Source organism: Amycolatopsis sp. NPDC034160 (genome assembly GCF_055575355.1).
Genome location: NZ_JBVISU010000021.1, coordinates 66,098 through 86,513, shown reverse-complemented (window position 1 = coordinate 86,513; position 20,416 = coordinate 66,098). Strand labels below are relative to the sequence as shown.

At 66.4% G+C, this 20,416-nt stretch carries 20 protein-coding genes; 7 read left to right on the top strand and 13 right to left on the bottom strand.

Annotation, left to right across the window (positions count from 1 at the left end):
- Positions 1-52 precede the first annotated feature (52 nt).
- The 4 genes from ACZ54P_RS32210 to ACZ54P_RS32195 are packed head-to-tail and all read right to left on the bottom strand — an operon-like array spanning position 53 to position 4,238.
- The gene (locus ACZ54P_RS32210) at positions 53-1,324 is read right to left on the bottom strand and encodes an MFS transporter (protein WP_465465362.1); all 1,272 of its coding nucleotides are present in this window, start codon (positions 1,322-1,324) and stop codon (positions 53-55) included.
- The gene (locus tag ACZ54P_RS32205; RefSeq protein WP_465465361.1) at positions 1,321-2,469 is read right to left on the bottom strand and encodes a GNAT family N-acetyltransferase; all 1,149 of its coding nucleotides are present in this window, start codon (positions 2,467-2,469) and stop codon (positions 1,321-1,323) included. Before ACZ54P_RS32205 ends, ACZ54P_RS32210 begins: the two co-directional genes overlap by 4 nt.
- Positions 2,466-3,467: a GNAT family N-acetyltransferase gene (locus ACZ54P_RS32200; RefSeq protein ID WP_465465360.1), complete on the bottom strand. Its 1,002-nt coding sequence runs from the start codon at positions 3,465-3,467 to the stop codon at positions 2,466-2,468. Before ACZ54P_RS32200 ends, ACZ54P_RS32205 begins: the two co-directional genes overlap by 4 nt.
- Before the next feature lie 30 nt (positions 3,468-3,497).
- Positions 3,498-4,238, bottom strand: coding sequence for an SDR family NAD(P)-dependent oxidoreductase (locus ACZ54P_RS32195; RefSeq protein WP_465465359.1), 741 nt, complete (start codon positions 4,236-4,238; stop codon positions 3,498-3,500).
- Positions 4,239-4,357: 119 nt separating this feature from the next.
- Here ACZ54P_RS32195 and ACZ54P_RS32190 point away from each other — a divergent pair, with 119 nt between their 5' ends.
- The gene (locus ACZ54P_RS32190; protein ID WP_465465358.1) at positions 4,358-4,900 is read left to right on the top strand and encodes a DinB family protein; all 543 of its coding nucleotides are present in this window, start codon (positions 4,358-4,360) and stop codon (positions 4,898-4,900) included.
- 8 nt (positions 4,901-4,908) lie between these two features.
- Here ACZ54P_RS32190 and ACZ54P_RS32185 read toward each other — a convergent pair whose 3' ends face one another.
- The 7 genes from ACZ54P_RS32185 to ACZ54P_RS32155 form a co-directional block, all read right to left on the bottom strand.
- Positions 4,909-5,976 carry a DNA glycosylase AlkZ-like family protein gene (locus ACZ54P_RS32185; RefSeq protein ID WP_465465357.1) on the bottom strand — a complete coding sequence of 356 codons (1,068 nt, stop codon included), beginning with the start codon at positions 5,974-5,976 and terminating at the stop codon, positions 4,909-4,911.
- A 73-nt stretch (positions 5,977-6,049) separates the two neighbouring features.
- Entirely contained in the window at positions 6,050-6,736 is a 687-nt protein-coding gene (locus tag ACZ54P_RS32180) for a M15 family metallopeptidase (RefSeq protein ID WP_465465356.1), read from the bottom strand.
- A 14-nt stretch (positions 6,737-6,750) separates the two neighbouring features.
- The gene (locus ACZ54P_RS32175) at positions 6,751-7,926 is read right to left on the bottom strand and encodes a type III PLP-dependent enzyme domain-containing protein (RefSeq protein WP_465465355.1); all 1,176 of its coding nucleotides are present in this window, start codon (positions 7,924-7,926) and stop codon (positions 6,751-6,753) included.
- A gap of 10 nt (positions 7,927-7,936) precedes the next feature.
- A complete protein-coding gene (locus tag ACZ54P_RS32170) occupies positions 7,937-9,007 on the bottom strand; it encodes a 2-ketoarginine methyltransferase (protein WP_465465354.1) in 1,071 nt (356 codons plus the stop codon).
- 29 nt (positions 9,008-9,036) lie between these two features.
- Positions 9,037-10,014 carry a cupin-like domain-containing protein gene (locus ACZ54P_RS32165; protein ID WP_465465353.1) on the bottom strand — a complete coding sequence of 326 codons (978 nt, stop codon included), beginning with the start codon at positions 10,012-10,014 and terminating at the stop codon, positions 9,037-9,039.
- A 27-nt stretch (positions 10,015-10,041) separates the two neighbouring features.
- Positions 10,042-11,142 (bottom strand): diaminopimelate epimerase, encoded by a 1,101-nt coding sequence (locus ACZ54P_RS32160; RefSeq protein ID WP_465465352.1) that lies wholly within the window; start codon positions 11,140-11,142, stop codon positions 10,042-10,044.
- Positions 11,143-11,163: 21 nt separating this feature from the next.
- Positions 11,164-12,123 (bottom strand): TauD/TfdA family dioxygenase, encoded by a 960-nt coding sequence (locus tag ACZ54P_RS32155; protein WP_465465351.1) that lies wholly within the window; start codon positions 12,121-12,123, stop codon positions 11,164-11,166.
- A 270-nt stretch (positions 12,124-12,393) separates the two neighbouring features.
- Here ACZ54P_RS32155 and ACZ54P_RS32150 point away from each other — a divergent pair, with 270 nt between their 5' ends.
- The 5 genes from ACZ54P_RS32150 to ACZ54P_RS32130 all read left to right on the top strand — a co-directional run bounded on the left by ACZ54P_RS32150 (position 12,394) and on the right by ACZ54P_RS32130 (position 18,014).
- Positions 12,394-13,113: a YqcI/YcgG family protein gene (locus ACZ54P_RS32150; RefSeq protein WP_465465350.1), complete on the top strand. Its 720-nt coding sequence runs from the start codon at positions 12,394-12,396 to the stop codon at positions 13,111-13,113.
- A gap of 32 nt (positions 13,114-13,145) precedes the next feature.
- A complete protein-coding gene (locus tag ACZ54P_RS32145; RefSeq protein ID WP_465465349.1) occupies positions 13,146-14,216 on the top strand; it encodes an amidinotransferase in 1,071 nt (356 codons plus the stop codon).
- Positions 14,217-14,229: 13 nt separating this feature from the next.
- Positions 14,230-15,264 (top strand): zinc-dependent alcohol dehydrogenase, encoded by a 1,035-nt coding sequence (locus ACZ54P_RS32140; protein WP_465465348.1) that lies wholly within the window; start codon positions 14,230-14,232, stop codon positions 15,262-15,264.
- Positions 15,265-15,328: 64 nt separating this feature from the next.
- Complete coding sequence (locus ACZ54P_RS32135) at positions 15,329-16,834, top strand: hypothetical protein (protein ID WP_465465347.1); 1,506 nt, start codon at positions 15,329-15,331, stop codon at positions 16,832-16,834.
- A 58-nt stretch (positions 16,835-16,892) separates the two neighbouring features.
- Entirely contained in the window at positions 16,893-18,014 is a 1,122-nt protein-coding gene (locus tag ACZ54P_RS32130) for a hypothetical protein (RefSeq protein WP_465465346.1), read from the top strand.
- A gap of 20 nt (positions 18,015-18,034) precedes the next feature.
- On the opposite strand, the gene ACZ54P_RS32125 is transcribed toward ACZ54P_RS32130, so the two are convergent.
- Complete coding sequence (locus ACZ54P_RS32125; RefSeq protein ID WP_465465345.1) at positions 18,035-18,619, bottom strand: hypothetical protein; 585 nt, start codon at positions 18,617-18,619, stop codon at positions 18,035-18,037.
- 567 nt (positions 18,620-19,186) lie between these two features.
- Between ACZ54P_RS32125 and ACZ54P_RS32120 the strand changes: the two genes are divergently transcribed.
- The gene (locus ACZ54P_RS32120; protein WP_465465344.1) at positions 19,187-19,483 is read left to right on the top strand and encodes a YkvA family protein; all 297 of its coding nucleotides are present in this window, start codon (positions 19,187-19,189) and stop codon (positions 19,481-19,483) included.
- 176 nt (positions 19,484-19,659) lie between these two features.
- Here ACZ54P_RS32120 and ACZ54P_RS32115 read toward each other — a convergent pair whose 3' ends face one another.
- Positions 19,660-20,262 (bottom strand): TetR/AcrR family transcriptional regulator, encoded by a 603-nt coding sequence (locus tag ACZ54P_RS32115; protein WP_465465343.1) that lies wholly within the window; start codon positions 20,260-20,262, stop codon positions 19,660-19,662.
- Positions 20,263-20,416 lie beyond the last annotated feature (154 nt).

The following is a 20,416-nucleotide window of genomic DNA, read 5'->3' as shown; positions in this document are numbered from 1 at the left end:
GGGTAGCCTGAGCGCCCAGGGTCAAACGCCGATTGCCGGATCCCGCGGAACCCTACGCTGACCGTGCCTCTGTCTCAGGCCCCCGGTAGTGACGCATGCGGCTGAAGGCGAAGAGGACGCAGCTGATGGTCAGGCAGGCTCCGCAAAACCACATGGCGGTACGGAGTCCGGCGAAGGCGCCGAGGTAGCCACCGAGCAGACCGCCGAGGGGGACGGCGCCGTCGATGACCAGGCGGTACGACCCGGTGACGCGGCTCAAGTGATGGGAGGGCACGATTTCGGCGCGGATGCTGAGTGCGTAGACGTTGAACACCGCCAGGCCTGCCCCGTGAAGTACGAGACCGGTGAGCAGGATGGTGATCACCGCGGCCGGTGCCCCGGTCGCGGCGGGTACGGCGAACAACGACACCGAACTGATCGCCATGGCGAGCACGGTGGCGCCGCCGCTGCCTGTTCGCCGTCCGATGCGGCCGGCGAGCAGCGCGCCGGCCAGTGCGCCGGCGCTCCCGGCCGCCAGCAGCCCGCCGAGCAGGCTCGCCGACAATCCGAGGGTCTCGATGCCGTACAGCAGGTACAGCGTCAGAATCGCTTGTTCGAAGCAGTTGAACACCGCTGACTGGACGGCGAGGGTGCGCAGATGGCCGTTGCGGAAGGTGAACCGCACTCCTTCACGCATGTCACGCCACAGCGATGGGGACTTCCGGGGCGGCGGCCGCGGTTCGACTCGCTTGATACGACCGATGCCGATGGCCGCGAGCAGATAGGTCATGGCGTCGACCAGCAGGACGAAAGGGGCGGCGAACATGCCGACGAGCAGGCCGCCGAGCCCCGGTCCGCCGATCTCGGCGATGGAATAGGTGGATTCGAGCCGCGAGTTCGCCGATACCAATTGGTCTCGCTCGACCAGCGTCGGCAGGTAGGACACGTAGCCGATGTCGAAGCACACGGTGAGCGCGCCGATGAGCGCGCTGATCACCAGCATGGCGGCCAGGGTGAGCCAATCGGCCAGGAAGAGAAGGGGGATCAAGCCGAGCAGGGCCGCCCGGCCGAGGTTGGTCAGCACGAGCAGCGGGCGGCGGCGGTGGTTGTCCAGCCACACCCCGGCCAGCAGCGCTATCACCAGGACGGGCGCGGTCTGCGCGGCCCTGAGCCAGCCGAGTTGTTCAGGGCCGGCGTCGAGGTACAGGATCGCGATGAGGGGTAGCGCGAGGAGGGTGATCTGGCTACCGACCTGGGACAGTGTCTCGCCGCCCCAGAGCTTGGTGAAGTCGGTGTTGTGCCAAAGGCTCCGGGAACGGCCGGTATCGGCCTTCCCGTCGGTCACGGCGGGTCCATCGCCCAGCCGCCGAGGTCCCACTGCGACGACGGGGCCAGGTTCGGAGCCGTCTTCGGGTTGTCCGCGTACCGGCGGTAGAGCTCGGTGTTGTGCTGCCTGATCTTTTCGGCGGCGTTCGTGAGCGCTGCCTGACCGGAAAGCTCGACCAGCCACAGCGGCCGCAGGTCGGCACCGCGGAATGCTTTGGACACGGTGTTCTCGATCCCGGCGTGCAGCCGGCCGGCGCCGATTTCGACACCGCGGCGAAGGGTGCTGTAGTACATCAGGTTGAAGTATTCGGACGCGTCCTGCAGCAGTTCGTAGTCGAAACCGACCCAACGCACGTACAAGGTCCCGTGCCAGGGGTAGTAGAGACAGAAGCCCGCGAGTTCCCCGGCCGCGGTATGGCAGAGGGCGACCGTGGCGTCCTCCGGCAGGGTCTTCGCGTGATTCTCCAGCGCTGCCAGCTCGGTCTCCGGGTCGGTCCGGTGGCCGTACCGATTCAGCGTGGCGGCGGCGAGCCCGCCGAGGTCTCGGTAGTGGTCGGCGAGCTTGGCGTGGGACACGGTATGCCCGGCCTGGTCGAACTTTCGGATGTCCTGCCGGACCATGCGGCGGCGGTTGGCGGACAGCGACGCCAGCCAGGCGTCCCAGCCGCCGTCCGGAATGCTGATCCAGGCGTCGACGTCGAGCAGGACCGGCGGTGCGGTGACGCCGGCCTGGTGCAGGGCACCGGCGTCCTCGGAAGTCAGATACATGGCGACACAGGATCGATCCGGACCCACCCGGTGCCGCAGCCGGTCGATCAGGTCGGCGACCGCGTCGGTGGCCGGTTCGCGGCCTCCGCTGAGCAGATTCGTCTGGTACCCCTCCCGAGAGCCGACGAGCAGTCCGGACTCGTTGATACGAGGCAGTTCGCGTTCGGTAAGCCCGCTGTTCCAGTGGTACCGGGACCAGGACGGCAGCGCACCGGCGGTCACGGTGGGCACCGCGCAAACCGGCTCGTCACCGTCGAAGACGACCACGGCGTCGCTGGGGGATCCGTAGTCGGTTTCGCAGAATCGCAACCAGCCGCTCGACGAATAGAAATGCGGTCCGGCAAGGCGATCCCATTGTTCGGCGGTGAGCCCGCCGAAAGTGGCATCCGGGTTCATAACATCTCCGGTGACGTGTGCTGGCAACGGGCGAGCTCCTCGTGCAAGGCGCGCAACCGCGGGCCGTAGAATTCGGCGTCGTCTTCTGTCGCGGGGTACCACAACGACCACAGTCGCTCTTCGCGGAAGCCGTACTTGCGCTTGAAGTCGTCGTTGCCGCGGCCGAATTCGATCCGTCGCCAGCCGTTTTCCCGGTCGGGGGACAGTAGTTCGTAGAGCAAGAAGAGGTAGGGACTCGCCTCCCGCGCCGCGGCGTGGTCCATACCACCGACCCACAGGTGCAACTGCCCGTCGTGCTCCAGCGCCAGGAAACCCCCCACCGTGCGCCCGTTGAGTTCCGCCCGGAACAGCTTGCCGTAGGGCGTGGCGAGAACGGCCTGCATGGTCGGCAGGTCGTAGAGCACCGGCCAGCCGTGCCGGGTGGCCGATCCGTTGGCGAAGCCGATGATCTCTCCGATGGCGTCGGCGCTCGGACTCTGTTCTTCGACGATCCGCACCCCGGCTTCGGTCGCCCGCCGCCAGCGCCGCCGCCAGTCCGTACGGGCGCTCTTCGAAAGATCGCCCATCACGGGGTCGGCGCCTTCTCCTGGGACACGGTAGTAGGTGTTGTCCAGGCGCACGGTCAGGGCGGGAGGGCGGCAGGCGCTCCAGCGGCGCGCGAATGCCTCACGGAGGTTGAGCACCAGGACTCCGTGTGCTTCGCGATCCCGTGCCCGGTCGAGGGCGTCTTCGACCACGTTGGCGACGGCGGCCTTGTCGGCGGCCAGGTACTCGGGGCCGAACACCGAATACACCGACCCGATCGTCACCAGTGGGCGTTTCCACGTCGGTCCGGTACCGGTGTCGATTTCGTACCCGTGCCAGAACGGCGAATATTCGAGCAGGTAGGTGGGCGGATCGTGCTCGCGCAGCACCTCCTGTCGCTCGATCGTGGAGGCGGCCCAAGTGGACGTCCACGCCCGGGTGTCGTAGACGCTGCCTCTCGAATCAGTGTCCATTTGCCTCTCCCGCTCGAAATTCGGCGCCGGTCACTCGGCCGTACTCGCCAGGCCGCCCGCGGTCTCCCCGCCGTCGATCACGATCGCCTGGCCGGTGATGAACGCCGCGTCCGGCGACACCAGGTAGGCACCCAGCGCGGCGATTTCGGCGGGCCTGCCCCATCGGCCCAGCGGAATCCTGGCTTCGCAGGCCTTCAATTCCTCCGTGCTGTATTCGGCCTCCTGCATCGGGGTCAGCACGTAGCCGGGGCAGATGGCGTTGACGCGGATCCGCGGCGCCAGTTCGAGCGCCAGGGTCTGGGTCAGTGACAGCACACCGGCCTTGCTGGCGTTATAAGGGGCGTATCCCGGCATGCCCACCAGCCCGCTCACGGAGGCGGTGTTGATGATGATTCCCGACCCGGCGGCGGACATCCGGCGCGCGGCTTGCTGGGCTACCAGGAAAACACCGGTCAGGTTCACCGAAAAGGTGTTTCGCACCTGGTCTTCCGTCGTTTCCAGGAAGGTGGCGCGTGCACTGATCCCGGCATTGTTGAACAGGACGTCCAGCCCGTTCCAATGGCTGTCGAGGTCTGCGAACGCCGCCCGTACCGCGTCGGCGTCGGCGACATCGGCCGTCAGCCCGAAAGCGATCCGCGGCTCGTCGCGCACTGCTTGTGCCAAGGCGTTTTCGTCGCGATCGAGAATGGCGACGTCCGCACCGTCGTCGACGAACCGGCGCACGATCGCCGCGCCTATTCCAGAGGCCCCGCCGGTCACCAGGACTCGCATGCCGCCACCCTCCCAGCCGGTTGGCATCCGTGGCCGTCGAACAAGCTAGCACGCTTGTCCGCCGAAGACTCGTCGATCATGAACGCCCCGCCTTTCGGCGCATCGTTTACTGTTGGCGCATGTCTTTCCCGGTGAGCGAAAACCTGGTGATCGAGCGGTCGGAGCGCTACGGCTGTGACCTCGGCGAGAATCTGGTGGAATACCTGGAGTGGTACCGGCGTGCTCTGGTCCGCAAATGCACGAATCTGTCCGAAGCCCAGCTCACCACTCCGGTGCGGCCGGTGACCTGGTCTCCGCTGGGCCTGGTGCAGCATCTCGGCTGGGTGGAACGCCGTTGGCTGCAGTGGGGATTCGCCGCCAGGCAGGTCGAGCCGTACCCCGACTGGGTGAGCGGTGTCGACCATTCCGCCGAATTCGTCATTCTTTCCGCTGACACTCCGGCGGAGGTGTTCAAGCGGTACGAGGCTGAGCTGGACATTTCTCGCGAGGTGATCGCCGGTGCCGAGATGAGCGACGTCGCGGCCCTCGGCGGCCGATTCACCCGACCGGAAGAGGCGCCCGCTCTCGGCGACATTCTTCTCCACCTGGTGCAGGAGTATGCCCGGCACGTCGGCCAGCTCGACGTCGTTCGACAGTCGATCGACGGCGCGATCGGTGAATGACCTCGGGTTCAGTCCAGACCGAGCATGGCTTCCATTCGGTTCACTTCGGCGTCGAAGGCCACTTGAAAGGCTCGGCCGGTGGGCGCGATATCGGCGAATCCGGCTGTCACGTCCAGTCTGCCGGCTATCACCGTGAGGTTGACCCAGCCGACGGCGATGTCGCCCCAGAACAAGGGCAGGGCGTAATACCCGAATCGCCGTTTCTTCGGCGGCGTGTACGCCTCGAAACGGTATTGCCAGCCCCACAGGTGCTCGAACCTGGTGCGGTCCCAGACCACGGGGTCGAAGGGGGCGAGGAAACGGACCCGGCGCCGGCTTTCTCCCGGCAGGCAGCCGACCGGTGTCAGATAGGTGACGCCTTCGACGTTGTCGCTCCGCAATGCTCCCCGGTGCAGCAGATCGGTGACGACGCTGTCGTTCCCCGGCAGGGCGCCACCGTTGTTGCGCAGTTGCGTCAACGCCCGTCGCAGGCCGGCGGCCGACACGGGAGCCAGGAGCCTGGTCATCAGCAGCGTCAATTCGGCGAGGCGTTCGGCGGGCTCGAGCGCTTGCACCACCGGAGGGCGCGGAGCGTAGACCTTGCGGTTGTCGAGCCTGCCCGAGACGCGGGCGAAGCCGTGGTAGTGCAGGTATTCCAGCGCGCGGGTGGTCGCCGAGGACACCCCGCCCCAGTCGTTGGTCTCCGGTACCCGTCCCAGCGTCGTGGCCGCTTCCCGCGGGGTCAACCGCCCGCGTTCGCGGAGCAGGCCGAGCACCATCGAGGCCAGCCCGGACGGCTCGAAGGAACCACCGCCCCGCGGGTGCAGCAACTCGCTGTACGCCGACGGCAGGACGCCATAGGTGTAGAAGTAGTCCTCTTCCAGGTTCGACGAGGGATAACAGCGGTCCAGGTCGCCTGCCCGGAAGCCGCGGACTCGCTGGTGCAGGATGAGATCCTGGGCGCGGGCCGGACGGCGGATCGGGTCGTACTGGACGAAACCGAGTGCCGCGACGGCGGGTTCGAGTGCGCCGGGTGCGGGCAGGGACGCGGCTGCCGCTCGTAGCCGCTTCAGCGCCGCTGAACGCCGGGTGGACATTGTGGTTCTCCCGTGTTCGCTCGGCACTGAGCCACCGAGGGTAGTACCCGCCGTCCGGCACCGCGGGCCCGCCTCAGCGTTCCCAGGGCACGACAGGCCCGTATTCGGCCACGGGTCGACCGTGGTAAGCCTGCGCGACCGGCGTACTCCACTCGTAGTGCCAGAATTCCCACGGATAGGGCGAGAAACCCGCTCCGGTCATGGCCCAATAGAGCAGTCGCCTGCGGTCGCGGAAGAGCAGTCCGCCGTTGCCGGGGTTCTCTTCGTAGTACCGCAGCCACGACACGTCGTCGAACTCGTCGAAGCCCGCGCCGAGGTCCAGCGGCTCACCATCGGTGTCGCACAGCGTGAGATCCACGGCTCCGCCCGTGGAATGCGGAGGTGGCTGGGCCCGGAACTCCGCTTCCGAGCGCGGTGGTGGGGCCAGGTAGCGTTCCACGACTTGTTCACGGCCTTCTTCCGGCAGCGACGCGCGAAACGCTTCGACGATTTCCGCCTGCGTCCGCAGCGGACGCAGCCCGTCCCAGATGAGCAGGTCGATCCCGGAGGGCAGCGAGGCGGTGACCTGCCGGAGCTTGTCGAGTACGCCCGCGCGGAGCTGGATCCGTTCGGGCGCCCCGGGAATGCCGCGAGCGTGGTAGGCGGGCGCCGCGTGGATACCGTTTCCGGGTTCGACGGTCACCACTGGGTCGTTCGACTCGTCGATCCGGACGTCCTCCGGCCGGCCACGGGGGTTTACCGGCGGAATGGCGATGTCCATGGGGCTGCCTCCGTTCAGGGGAACCACACGTCGTGCAAAACGGCGCTTAGCTGGTCGGGCAGCTCGACGACCGGCGGGGGCGCCAGTCCTTCCGGAGTAGCGGAGTAACCGAAGGCGTAGGCGCCGACGTTGGGCACGAGCAACGGTGCGCCCGGTTCGAGCGGGGGCAAGTCGGCTTGACGCCGGACCACGTCGAACGAGTCCATCAGAGGGCCCACCACGTCCGCGGGCCGCGCGGGCGGCCCCGGCCTTGCGCGGACCATCGGCGGGTCGGCACCGAGTCCGATGAAGCACGACTCGAACAGTGTGGCGTAGGCGCTGGCGTCCACGTGCACCAACCGCCGTTCACCCAGTACACGATCGGCGATCACCCGGGTGAACAGGATGAGCGTGGGTTCGCTCAGATACCGCCCCGGCTCACAAAGGAAGTCCACTTCGTCACCGAACCGGCGGGCGAGCTGATCGGCGATGCCGAGGAAGAATTCCGGATGCCGCCGGTGGAACTGCCGTTGAGCGCCGGGGAAACCGCCGCCGATGTTGATCATCGGCACGAACAATCCCCGTGCGGCGAGCTTCCCGTGCAGTTCGGCGACCAGGTCGACGCCGAGCCGGAACGGGGTGCCCGCCTCCAGGTCCTTCCCCGCGGCGCCCACGAAGAACGAAAGGGCTTCGACCGTCGCTCCCGCGCCGGCCACGGTGATCGCCAGATCTTCCACCGCCTCGACGGTGTTTCCGAAGCGGACGACCGACCTCGCCGACTGCCCTGGAGCAGGCGGTAGTACCCGGAGAGTCACCCGCGGCCGGTCGATCACCGAGCGCAGCACCTCGAAACCACGTTCGTCGTCCACCACGAACCGGGTCACGCCCAGCGCGGCGGCGGCGTGCAGGGTTTCCCGCGGCAGCATCGGGTGGACGAGGGCGATGCGTTCCGGCCGCACGCCGAGACCGAGCAGCGTCCGCAGATGGGCGAGGTTGGTGACATTGAATTCGTCGACCAGACCGGCCAGTTCGGTGAGCAGCCGTGGAGATGCGTTCGCCTTGGTGGCGTACGAAACGCGCATGCCGAGGCCGCGGCGGAGGCGGTCCACCGCGTGATACGCCATTCCGGGCGCCAGCAGCAGCGCCGGGCTCGGCACGGATTCGGCGTCGGCCCACTGGATGATCCGCTCGGCCTGTTCCGGTGCGGGCAAGTGCGTCTCCTCAGCTGTGTCCGGGGCCGCGCAGCAGGTAGCCCAGTTCCAAACCGGTGGAGTCCACCGTCTCGTCCGTGGTGACGAACGCGACCGTGACCAAGCCCGCGTCCTCGAAGAGCTCGTCCCAGAAGGACTTCTTCTCCAATTGTTGTTCAGTAAAGGAATGGATGAGGTAATACGGGTTCCAGAAGTTCTTGGCCAGACCGTGCCGCATGATCGCGGGATCGGCGATTTCGTCGGCGACTTCGATGACCACCACGTTCAACGCCGGGAACGCCTTGACCAGTCCCTGAAGCAGTTCGACCACCGCCGTGCGCCCGCGCTGGGCGAGGATCTCGTGCAGGACGAAGGCGAGCACGGTCAAGTCCGGACGGCAACTTTCCGGTGGAGCGGCGAAAAAGTCCGTGGCCGAGGCGTTGATCACCTGGACCCGGTCGCTCAGCCCGGCTTCCGCGACCAGTTCACGGGCCTCCCGGTAGCCGCCTGGATCCGGTTCGACCCCCCAGGCCCGCAATTCCGGCATCGATCGGCAGAAGTCCACGAGATACAACCCGTTCCCGCAACCGAGATCGAGTAGTTCCTCGCAGTCCGCGCCCGCCCGCGACAGCAGTTCCCGGGTCATGGGCATTCCGTCATACCGGGATACCTCGCAACTGCCGAGCCCGACATAGCGGCCTTCGCGAGTGCAGTACGCGGAGCCAAGGCGAAGTGCCGCGCCCATTTGGGACAGTGTCGAGGTGTAGCCGCCGATCATGATCGTGTACCACGCCCGGAATTCCCCGTATCCCCGGCCGCGCGTGGTCAACCTGGCGGTGTCGCCCTCGAAGGCGATCACGCCCTCATTGGCCAGGTAGCGTAGGAGGCCGGTCAGGCGCTCCGGCTCCAGGGAAAGCTCCTCGGCGAGCGCGTCCGGCGTCCGGCCGCCGGGCTGGGCGGCCAGCGCGTCGAACACGCCGGTGTCGAACAGGTGGTGCAGGGCCCCGGCCAGGAAATGCTCGGCGATGGGGCGGATGCCGTCGATGAGCCGCTGCTCGAAGCCGGAGTCGGTGACGGGCCGGGGGTAGACGTGGGGAAGCACGGGATCCTCCGCTGGAGAACTGGGGGCGGTCATCGGCGCGCCGGATCGTTGTCTTTGGAGAAGTTCCCGTGCCGGACCAGGTCGTACAGGCGTTTGCCGGTCGGCGCGGGAGTGAAGAAGAAGTCGGAGCGCTGCGGTTTGCCCAGTACCCCGTATCGGAAGAAGTCGCGCAGGGTGGCCGCCCAGTACCGAGGCCCGAGGCGCGCCAGCAGCCCGGCGTAGTCGGCGAATCCCATCGGTTCCCCGAACCAGTGGTTGATCGAGATCGAGGGGCTGCGCGAACGGATGTCGTGCCAGCAACCCCGCGGCATGAACAGCACGTCGCCGGGGTTCATGGTGGCGGCCAGCAACGGAGCCTCTCGCAGGCGGGGAAACCGGCCGAGGTCGACCTCCGCCAGGTCTACCTGACTGTTGACCAGGTTGTCCGGGAACGGGTAGGCGGCCATGCTGTGTTCCCAGGGCAGCAGCACGACGTGCTTGTGACCCCAGATCTGGCAGAACAGGTTGTCCTTGAGGTCGGAGTGGAACATCGATCTGGTCCCGGCCGAGCCGATCCACGCCCGGGTGTCGCCGGTGCCGTCGTCCGCCCGGCCGAGGAGGGTGGCGAAGTCGTAGTCCGCGCTGGGAAGGATGTCGGCGACACGCGTGTACGCCAAATAGCACGGTTTCGTGGTCGTCGTGGTCATCATGGTTTCGACGAACGACGCGAACGTGAGCGTGCGCTCGTAGGCGCTTTGCTGGTCCGGCATGAGCACACCGTCGGCGGGCAGACCCATCAGCGCGGTGACCGTCGTCCCGCCGTGGCGCTTGATCAGCTTCTGTGGCGTCCAGTCGGTCCTGGCGGGCCAGTCTTCGATCATGCCGGTCAGGATCACCGGCTGGCGGCGACGGGTGATCAGCTCGTCGATCTCGCCCGCGGACGGTCGTTCCAGCCGGGGCACCGGTCGCACGGTCAGGCCCGAGGCCCGCATGGTGACTTCTTGTGGATCGGGTTCCGCTTCGGCCATTCCATTTCCCTTGGTTCGCGGTGGCGCTCAGCGCAGCACCGACGCGGGCACTTGGGCTTCGCCGTCGGCGACCAGGAGCGGCATCCCGGTCAGGCTCCAACCGTCGACGCCGCTGGTGACGACGAGTTCCGCGTCCGGGACGAACCAGCGGCATCGGTGCGGCCAGAACCGGGTCGATTCCTCGCTGGTCAGTCCGAGTGCCCGCAGCACGAAAGCCATGGCGATGACCCCCGATCCACAGGCGAGGGTCTCGCGGTCGATAGCCCGTTCGTAGGTGCGGTACTCGACGGCTCCGGCCGGGAGCCGCCGGGCGAAGTTCAGATGCACGCCCTGCGGGAACAGATGGCGGTAGGTGTCGTTCACGTGGCGCCCCAGGTGATCGACCAGCGCCAGCGTGGCACGGACCTCCGGGGTCGGTGGCTGCCCGATCAATTCCGGTCCCTGCCCGCCCGGCTCGATGAAGAGCACCTTCTCCAGTTCCTCCGGCAAACCGTGCCCACTGATCAGGGCGAGATGCGGTTCCCCGGTGAAGGTCAGGTAACCGCTCAGCGGCAGGACCGGGGGCAGATCCCCAGCCCATGCCGCCTCCGCGGGCAACGGGACCTCGATTCCGGTCACGTGGTCGATACGGGAAGTCGGTGGTGGCTCAGCGCGGTTGAACAGTTCGGCAGGCGCGGGCCGGGGCTCACCGACGTTGATCCACGTGGTCCCCTCCCGCTCGCCGGTGCCGAGCCGGACTGGTCGCGGGTCACCGGTCGGCACTTCGGTGAGCACGACCGCGGTCCGGTGACCATAGCGGGCGTTGAGGAACGCCGCGGTGCAGAGCAAGCCGTTTCCGCAGGAAAGCGTTTCCGTGCCGTCATGTTCGAATATGCGGAATTCGAAGTCGGCTGTCCCGCTCGCCGCGTTTCCCGTCGCGACCACCGAGTCTGCCGCCGTATTCGTGCTCAGCCGGGTCAGGTAGAGCACGTTGTCGGTACCGCCGAGGCCGAAGGCGCCGTTGAGCAGCCACCTCGCCAGCGAGGCGCGTTCGCTGTCACTTGGCAGCGGATGCGCCGTCTCGTCGACGATGAGGAAGTTGTTCCCGAAAGACGTGTATTTGTCGAACGGGACCGGGGTGGTTCGCATGCTTCGCCCTCCCTGCTCGGTTCAGGCCTGCCTGGACAGTGGGCCCACGGCGACGGGATAGGCTTCGTCGCCCTGAATGAGCGATTTGACCCACGCCCGGACAGGGGTGTCGGCAGGCGGGAATTCCGACCCGTAAAAGTTCTCGCAATGCCGCGCGCGTAGATCGCGATCTTTCCCGGAGTACTCGGCTCGGCGGTGCATCATGCGGATGTTGTCGATGACCGCCACCCGGCCGCGCTGCCAGTGCAGATGTTGTTCGGCCGCCAGCGCCTTCCGTTGGATGAGTTCCGGCAGTTCCGGGGGGACCGGTGAACCGTCTGCGAAGGACATTCCGTAGAAGGAGGGCTCGGTGATGGCCTGCAGCATCGTGTTGCTGAAACTGTCGGTGCCGTCCACGGTCTTCGTCACAATGGGGGCACGGTAACTCACATGGACGTCATCGTTCGGCAGAAAAGTGTACTCCAGGTGAGGGACCTGCCGGAACGCCGCCGCCAATTCGTCCTTGGCGTCCGCTCCGACGGCCTGCTGCCACAGTGCCGCCGCCCATCGTCGATCGAAGCGCAATTCGTTGCGGTAGCACATCTCCCGCCACGGTTCCTCGAGTCCGGCGAGCAACCGCACACCGTCGACCACTCCGGTCGGTGCCCCTCCGTCGCTGCCTTCGAACACGCACAGGAACCACAAAGTGTCCGGGCGGTAGGGATTGTAGGCATCCTCAGCGTGAAAACCGAGCGCTTCGCCGCCCGGCGGGTAGTGCACTGTCCTGGTGTTGGCGCACTCGCCGAACTGCGCGGAAAACGCCTCGAACTCGGGCACGGTCACCTCGAAACCGGTGAAGGCGATCCAGCCGTGACGGCTGAGTAGATCGCGCACCGACCGTGGGTCGCACTCATGAATCTTTTCGGATCCCTCGGCGAGTACCTCGCAGCCCACGTCCTGAAACTCTGTACGCATGGGACGGTTCCCCCTGACAATGATCAAATCATTGAGAAGTGCCGATATGGCGCACGCTACCCTTCTGTCAAGAACCCGGCAACCGGGGCAATCGTGTGCCGGCCGGGAAACTCCTCAATGGACAATTGATGCCGCCGCATGAATTCGATCAAGAAATATGGTCACCGGCAACGCCCATACTTTTTGCCGGTGGCGAATCGCGCGGAAGCTGTGTTACCGTCCGAATCGGGGTCCTGCAACGGAAGCGGTCGACTCGGTGTTCGCTGCGGTCCCCATGATCGTCCACTAGGGGATGGCATGCACATGGACAGCAGGTTGGTCACGCTCGAACCCGGTAAAAAGATAAACGGCCCGCAGTGGGTACGTGAACAGTCGGGCAAGTTCGGCACGTTGCTTTCCCGCGGTGACTATCCGTGCAATTTCGGCCGGACCGCGCTGTTGCGCGGAGATCTTTACGCCACTTGGGTCAATGAGGCCGAGCCGACGCACCTGCCGGACGACATGCGGCGCTTTGTCCACGCCGCGCTGAGCCATCCGGACCGGCGGCAACCGTTGGCCGTGTTCGTGCGGCCGCGTGAGTCCGAACGCACCCAGTTCGACTACGACCGGCGTTTCTGGTCCATCCTGGCCTATCTATTGGATCACGATGGCGAGTCGTGGCCGTCAGACGTCCCACGGGATCCGGGCGAGCCGGGCTGGCAGTTCTGCTTCGCCGGGCAGTCGATCTTCGTGTTCGCGCTGACGCCTTTGAACGAACGGCGGCTTTCCCGCAATCTGTGCGACTGCCTTGTGCTGGTGTTCCAATTGCGCAGCGTGTTCTCCGGCATCGAGGTGGGTACGGCGGCCGGAGACATCGCCCGGCAACGGATCCGGGCGCGACTGGCCGCTTGGGACGAAGTGGGCAGGCATCCCAGCATGGGCGATCACGACGAACTTTCCGACGACGAATGGCGTCAGTACTTTCTCACCGACAGCAACGAAGACCTTCATCCGAAGTGTCCATTGGCCGACGACTGAGAAACCCGGCTCGATCAAAGGGGGAGACGAGCATGAGCCTGACCGAGCCCGGCCGCGCGGTCATCAGTTCCTATACCGAGTGGGATCCGCTCGAGGAGGTGGTGGTCGGCAGACTCGACGGCGGCGTGTTCCCCACCTGGCAACCGTCCATGGCCGCGGTCATGCCCCCCGGTGTGACGGGACTGCTGCGGCATCGAGGCGGCCAGCCCTTCCCCGGCGAACACCTCGAAATCGCTTGCCGCGAGCTTGACGACTTCGCCGATATGCTGGCGCGTGAGGGGATCGAAGTCCGGAGGCCGGGGGTCGTCGACCACTCGGCGGAATTTTCCACCCCGCATTGGCGCACCAACGGCGGGCTTTATGCCGCTATGCCGCGAGATCTGCTGCTGGTCGCCGGCACGACCATTGTCGAGGCGCCGATGTCCTGGCGCTGCCGCTACCACGAGGTACACGCCTACCGGGAGCTGATCAAAGCCTACTTCCAGGCGGGGGCGGGCTGGCTGCAGGCGCCGCAGCCACTGTTGACCGACGAATTGTTCCGCGCCGAGCACGACCGCGAGTCGGCCGGCTACGCGATCACCGAGTTCGAGCCGGTGTTCGACGCGGCCGACTTCCTCCGTTTCGGCCACGACATCGTCGCCCAGCAATCCCACGTGACGAACGCATTCGGCATCCGATGGCTCGATTGGGCGCTGGGAGACGAGTTTCAGGTGCACCGCATCACGGTGAACGACCCGCACGCCATGCATATCGACGCCACTCTGGCAGCGCTCGCGCCCGGCGTGCTGCTGGTCAACCCGGAGCGGTACCTCCACAGTGATCTGTTCAAGGACTGGAAGATCATCGAGGCGCCGGAGCCGACGCTACCGGCGGATTGGCCGATGTACTTCTGCAGTCCTTGGGTGAGTATGAACGTACTCTCACTGGACGAACGGACAGTCGTGGTCGAGCGGCAGGAAAAGCCACTCATCGACGTGCTCACCAGCGCCGGGTTCGACTGCCTTCCGGTGGACTTCCGGCATGTGTACAGCTTCGGGGGATCCTTCCACTGCGTCACCGCGGACATGCGCCGGGCCGGCGGGCCGGAAACCTATCTGACCTGACGAGGAGACAGCGATGCGGACCATCCGGATCGACGGACCCCGCCGGTGCGCGCTCGCCGACAAACCCATGCCTGCCATCGACCGGGACTACGCACTGCTTCGGGTTCAAGTCGCCCCGATGTGCAACGAATACCTGGCCTATCGCGACGGGATCTACCTGGAGCGCAACCGGCCCGATTCCTTGGGGCACGAGATGGCGGGCGAAGTGGTCGCCACCCAGCCGGGATCGCGGTTGAAAACCGGTGACCGGGTGGTGGCCCTGTGCGGCTATCCCTGCGGAAACTGCGTTCCCTGCCAAGACGGGTACTACGCGCACTGCAGCGCTCCGGACGACCCGCGCCAAGTGTGCGGCAGTGAGTCAGGGGAGTGTGGGTTCGCGCAGTACGCGATCAAGCCCGAGCACCTGCTGGTGCCCATTCCCGACGACTTGAGCTACGAGCACGCCTCCATGATCTGCTGTGGACTCGGACCCACTTACGGGGCGCTGCAACGAACCTTGCTGCACCCCGGTGATTCGGTGGTGATCACCGGTTTGGGCGCCGTCGGTTTGGGCGGTGTGCTCAACGCCAAGGTCAGGGGCGCGCGAGTTGTCGGTGTGTCGCGAAGTCCCTACAGGGCGGCTCTGGCGGAAAAACTCGGGTGTGACGCCGTGGTGGACCCCTCCAGCACGGATGCCCGGGAGGCAATCCTGGACCTCACCGGCGGACAAGGTGCGAACGCCGTGCTCGAGTGTTCGGGACAGCAACCGTATCAGCGTATCGCCCTCGACTGCGTAGCCCGGCTCGGCACCATCACCTTCATCGCCGAAGGGGCCCTTCTTCCCGTCCACATCGACGATCATCTGGTGCAGAAAGGAGTTCGGTTGCAAGGCAGCCTCGATATCAATTTACGCGACGCCCAGCGCCTGCTGAACGTGATCCGCGCCGTTCCCGGCGAACTCGATCACTACATCACCCACCGTCTCCCGCTCGACCGGATCACCGACGCGTTCGAGGCACAGATCGCTCGTGAATGCGGAAAGATCTTGCTGTATCCCTGGCCGGCATGAGCAGGAGGCCGCGGTGACCGCCGGGACGGAATTGGCCGCACTTGCCACGGAATACTCGCGACCGATGCGCAGGTTCCTCACCGAATTCGGCAGCCATTCGCTCGGCGCACTGGTGGAACACCTGCACAACCAGCCGACCCGAGGTTGGCAACCGCGCGAAGATTTCGTCCGGGTGGTGCATCGAGAGGCGACATGCTTGTACGGTCCGCACATCGCCGACGCGGCACGACGGGAACTTCTCACCGCCGCCGCCGTGCCCACCGCCAACCATTTCGGCGTGGACACCTTCGCCGATTCCGTGCAGGGCACCTTGCTGTTGGCGTCGGCCCGGCCGGATTGGCGGCGGCACGCATTGGTGGTGCTGGGTTTCGGCTCCATCAGTATGAACAACCTGACCTATCCGATGGGACTCCGGCTCTACGACGATCCGGGAGACGGCGCGCTGGAACGGATACCGCTGCGGTTTCCCGTGCTGCCGAACCGGGTGAAGCGCAGTACGGTGCGGGCCGCGGGGCCATGGGATCGGACCATGCTCACCCGGGCGTTGGCCCGACTGCGGAACGCGGCTCGCGAGGACAAGCTGACTCCGTTCACGGCTCGCTCGGCCACCGAAGTCCTCTCCGAACATTACGGCGATGAAACCGTCCTCGGCTTGCCCAGCTACGCCGAACAGGCCGCCCAGGTCACCGCCGCCCTGTGGCGGCGCCTTTCCGCGCATGGCGACCTGCCGCCCTTGGTCAGCATCCAAATCGAAGACGTCTGCTCCGCATTGCTCGAAGAGGATCTGCTCAATCCGTCGAGTCTGGCCACAATCATCCTCTTCGAACCGGCTACTCGTCGTCGGCTGCTGTCCGCTTTGGACGGTCGAAAGGGCTGCTGGAAATTCGGCGACCCACCCCTCGGAACTGTGTTCTTCTGGGCGTTGGACAGGCAGGGCCGACGCGTTCCCCTGACCATGACCGGCCTCGACCGGCCGGTTCCCAGATTGGTCGGCGGCGGCGCGAGCTACGACTTCACCCCCGCCGCGGTTCTCGACGGTTTGCGGACCGGCTCCCTTTTGCCGTCCCTGTTCAGCTGTTTCCTGACTCTCGCGTTCGCCCGCGGTATCCCCTGCGTCGGTGGGTACTTCCAAGCCGAGTACCTCCCCGTGATGCGACGAGGACTGCTCGAGGCCCTGTCGGTCGCCTCGGAGCTGTCGCCGCTCACCGAAGCCATCACCCGAGTCCCAGTGGATCTGTGCCTGGCAGGCCTGCAGGGCGTCACCCGCGTACTCGGCGATGGCAGCGCGATCCCCGCCGGGCCGGTCGAGATCGTCGGTGCGGGCGGGCTGTCCTCCGAAGAACTCGGCCGCCTGCGTGCGCTGCCGGTGCGGGATGCCTGCTTGCTCGCCTTTACCGAGGTGCTGCCGCATGTCGTGCCCCCAGAACGACTTCGCGGCCGATGGCAGCTCCACCTCGCCAAAGAGAACGCCGCCGGACGCGGTATCCGACTCCGCACTGCGGAACCTCCGCACCCTCTCGCACACCGACATCGTCAACCGCTTCTCGACTGGGGTTCTGGTGAAAGGTAAGTCGTGTGGGTTGTCGGCCGCGCTCTTCCCTGAGCCGCCGAGTTGCTAACGTGGCCGAATGGGATTTCTGGACCGGATGCGCCGTACCCGAAAGCGACCGACTCCGGCTGACACCACGAGTACGTCGCCGCCGAATCCGGCCGAACCGTCGATCGACGACCTGTATCTGACCCTGCGGGCTCCCGCCTTCCGTGATCCTCACAGCGGCGACCCCGGCCCGCTCGACCCGCACGGTGACCTCATCAGGGCCGCGGTGCTCCGGGGCGACACCGCGGCGGCGTGGCAGTTCCGGCCGGAACTGGATCTTTTCCAGCCGTGGCTGGTCTTCGAGGAACCGACCGGTGAGAACCGTGTCGTCACGCCGGAACTGCTGGAGAAACTGGGTGCGGACCGGGAGACCGCGATCGAGCGGGCGCGGGCCACCACCGCCGGACTGCTCGGTGGAACCGGCGGGGCCGAGGTGAGGATCGGTGACGGCGGCCCGGCGAAGAGCTTCGCCGTGCGGTCCGTGCGGAGTTCCCGCCGCACCATTCCGCTCGTGGCCCCGGCCATGCTGGAGCCGTGGCGGAATCGGGTGCCGGGCGAACTCGTCGTCCTGCCCGCCTGCGACGACGACATCATGATCATCGGTGCGGACGGCGAGTATCTCGAAGTCATGGTGAGCAGCGCGATCGACCGCTTCCGGTATTCGGGAAGCCGGCGGCTGTCTCCCGCGCCCTACGCGATCGTCGACGGCGCACTCAGCCCGTGGCGGCCGCCGGAGGATTCACCGGCATACCCGACGGTGCGTGAAGCCGAGGTGATCCAGCGGGTCGTCGCGTACGCCGATTTCATCGACTACCTCCGTGAGCACCTGCACGGTGTCGAAGCGGACGTCGCGGCGGCGCAACGGGGCGAGAACGCGAAGACCTCGCTCCCGTTCAGCTACAGCTCCACGACCCTGGTCGGCCCGACCCAGTACCTTCCGTTCGTCGAGTACGTCGGGTTCGAAAACCTGGACCCCCAGCAGGACGACTGGGCCTGGATCCCCTTCGACAGGCTTCGCGACCTTCCCGGCGAGACGATGACGCCCGCCTGGCAGTACGGCCTGCCGGTCGTCCGCTTCGAGCCACCCGTGGACCCCGGCACCCGACGGCAGATCTCTACCGCGCTTCGCGAGTACGCCGAAAATCCTTGGTGACGGCGTAGGTTGTGGAAGGTCTATCGCGCCTCGCGGATGCTGAACGTCGTGACGCAGAAGCCACCGTCCGCCGTGCGATCCGCGATCACGGTGCCCCTGGCGGGCCGTCCTTTGACGACTCCGGTGACGTCGGCCAGGACGAACTTGGCGGTTCCGCCCGCCCTGGTGATCTCGACGCGGGAACCCAGTGGGAGAAGTGAGTCGATCTTGTCGTCCATGAACCGCTTCTGCGCCTCGCAGGCCGCCGCGATCGCCCCCGCCCTGTCGCTTCCTGCGATCTTCGCGAGGAAGTCCATGACCACCTGAACACCCTCAGCGGGTGGCTTCGGAGCCGGGCGTACGGTCACGGTGACCCTCGGTCGGGTCGTGCGGCTGGCTGTGGTCCTGCTCGGGCTGCTCGTCGGAGTGGAGGTCGACGCCGAGCTGGAGGACGGGGTGGGCAACGCGATCCCAGCGCTCTCGCGGAGCAGGAACCCCGGAGCGGCGAAACCGGTGACGCAGAAGGCGATCAACGCGATCACCCCGACCAGGATCCCGATGGCCACACCGGGTTTGACGGCCGAAGACGGAGTGTTCTGCTGGTCGGGCAGGCGTGGATAGGTCATCGGATTCACCTCTCGTGCGGATCTGAATCGGCGATCCGACGGAGCCTTCGGGGGGTAGGTTCCGATCCTTTCGGAAACCTTACGTATCTGAGTAATTTGTTCCCTGACAAGGAAAAACGTGCCTCCGCCAGATATCGGCGATCTTCGCTGGGTAAACTGTCGATGAGGCCTGAAGCAAGGGCTGGGCCGCTGCCGACCAGTTGACCAGTGGCGGTCAGTGTGCCGAGGTCGGTGCCACTCGTGTGGGCGCCTGTGGCACGCTGGGCTGGAGATCGCCTGCCCGGTTTGCTCGACTTATAGAGGGGTAAGGCAAACGTGGCGTGTTCGGGCGGGATGATGGGTTGGGTGACGTGGCGCCGTACTCGCGTGCTTGAAGGCGTAACACCCGTGCTTGAAGGCGTAACACCCGTGCTTGGAGGCGTATCACCCGAGTGCGGGGTTCGGGCACGCGAGTTCCGTCTCTGAGCACGCGCGTTACGCCGTCGCCCTGCCCCTCACCTTGGCGAACAGCCCGCCCGCAACCACGACACGTTTGTCTTTCTTCTCGCGATACTGAGAGAGGATCACATGGAATCTCTATGGACGACACTGGGCGTCGTGGCCGTAGTGGTGGTCGCTGTCCTCGTCGTGGTCGCGCTGTTCCTTGTGGTCAAGCTGGTGCGGAAGCACCGTGAGGTCCATCGACCGGGCACGCCGGTGCCGACCAAGGTCGCCTACTGGGTTTCCCTGGCTTACACGGTCTTCCCGTTCGACTTGTTGCCCGACCCGGTGTACTTCGACGACATCGTGGTCCTGTCCAGCGGGCTGATCTTCGTCAGCAGGTCGCTCACCAAGAAGGCGCGCGACGACCGCCGGGCGGACTGAAGCACGGCCCACCGGCGTCGCGGGCCGTGTTCCTCGCGTGCTGCGATTCCACGTTGTGGCCGAGCACGCCCCCGGTCTCGGCCGCCGGGCCGGTCGCTTCTAGGTCGGCCGCGGATCCGTCCATAGAGGAATCGGGACGGACGCGCCACTGCCGGGCCGAGGGCGAGCCTCGGCGGTCAGGATCGAGAGTTGAGGACGTGGTCGACGGCTGCGTGCAGCGTCTCGGTTTCGTTGGCCAGGATCGATTCGTCGGAGGGCAAGGCTCTCGCGATGGCAAGTCCGTTGAGGACGGTCACGAGGAATCTGGCGCGTCGCCGGTTGTCGCCCTCGGCTAGCGCGCCTTCGTTGCTCAGGACGGTCAGCCAGTGCTCGACACGGCGTTGCGCTTCCCGGTCGATAGCCAGATATGCTGCGCGTTTCTCGTCGGTCGGTTCAGGCTCGATGTACGTCTTGAAGATCTCGGCCCAGCCTGCTCGTGCCTGTTCGCCCACGCCGGCAAGGGCGAGCACTTGCCGCAGGCAATCGATCAGCCGGTCCCGTGCCGGCGCCGATCGGTCGTGGATCCTGTCGTCGGTGGTGATCACGTCGTAGATGCCGGTGAGCACGGCGTCCTGCAGTGCGCGCTGCGTCGGGAAGTGATACCTGAGCGAGCCGGTGCTCACCCCGGCCCGCGCCGCGACCGCCCGCACGCTGAGCCGCGCACCCGGATTCTCGCCGAACATCGCCATGGCCGCCTGAAGGACCTTGTCCCGGCTGCCGGTACCCGCTTTCCGCTCCACCGCCACCTCCTCTAACACACCGTACTAGCACACTGTGCTACAGTCGCCACCGACCGCACTAGCACAGTGTATTAGAAGCTGTGGCGAAGCGGTCGGCATGTGGTTGCCCGACTAGCGAATGGACGTGAATCCATGCACCGCCTCCGCAGACCGT

Coding starts and splice junctions, on each gene's coding strand:
- ACZ54P_RS32205 (WP_465465361.1), bottom strand. CDS start 2,469: ATGAACCCGGATGCCACTTTCGGCGGGCTCACCGCCGAACAATGGGAT.
- ACZ54P_RS32200 (WP_465465360.1), bottom strand. CDS start 3,467: ATGGACACTGATTCGAGAGGCAGCGTCTACGACACCCGGGCGTGGACG.
- ACZ54P_RS32195 (WP_465465359.1), bottom strand. CDS start 4,238: ATGCGAGTCCTGGTGACCGGCGGGGCCTCTGGAATAGGCGCGGCGATC.
- ACZ54P_RS32190 (WP_465465358.1), top strand. CDS start 4,358: ATGTCTTTCCCGGTGAGCGAAAACCTGGTGATCGAGCGGTCGGAGCGC.
- ACZ54P_RS32185 (WP_465465357.1), bottom strand. CDS start 5,976: ATGTCCACCCGGCGTTCAGCGGCGCTGAAGCGGCTACGAGCGGCAGCC.
- ACZ54P_RS32180 (WP_465465356.1), bottom strand. CDS start 6,736: ATGGACATCGCCATTCCGCCGGTAAACCCCCGTGGCCGGCCGGAGGAC.
- ACZ54P_RS32165 (WP_465465353.1), bottom strand. CDS start 10,014: ATGGCCGAAGCGGAACCCGATCCACAAGAAGTCACCATGCGGGCCTCG.
- ACZ54P_RS32160 (WP_465465352.1), bottom strand. CDS start 11,142: ATGCGAACCACCCCGGTCCCGTTCGACAAATACACGTCTTTCGGGAAC.
- ACZ54P_RS32150 (WP_465465350.1), top strand. CDS start 12,394: ATGCACATGGACAGCAGGTTGGTCACGCTCGAACCCGGTAAAAAGATA.
- ACZ54P_RS32145 (WP_465465349.1), top strand. CDS start 13,146: ATGAGCCTGACCGAGCCCGGCCGCGCGGTCATCAGTTCCTATACCGAG.
- ACZ54P_RS32140 (WP_465465348.1), top strand. CDS start 14,230: ATGCGGACCATCCGGATCGACGGACCCCGCCGGTGCGCGCTCGCCGAC.
- ACZ54P_RS32135 (WP_465465347.1), top strand. CDS start 15,329: ATGCGCAGGTTCCTCACCGAATTCGGCAGCCATTCGCTCGGCGCACTG.
- ACZ54P_RS32130 (WP_465465346.1), top strand. CDS start 16,893: ATGGGATTTCTGGACCGGATGCGCCGTACCCGAAAGCGACCGACTCCG.
- ACZ54P_RS32125 (WP_465465345.1), bottom strand. CDS start 18,619: ATGACCTATCCACGCCTGCCCGACCAGCAGAACACTCCGTCTTCGGCC.
- ACZ54P_RS32120 (WP_465465344.1), top strand. CDS start 19,187: ATGGAATCTCTATGGACGACACTGGGCGTCGTGGCCGTAGTGGTGGTC.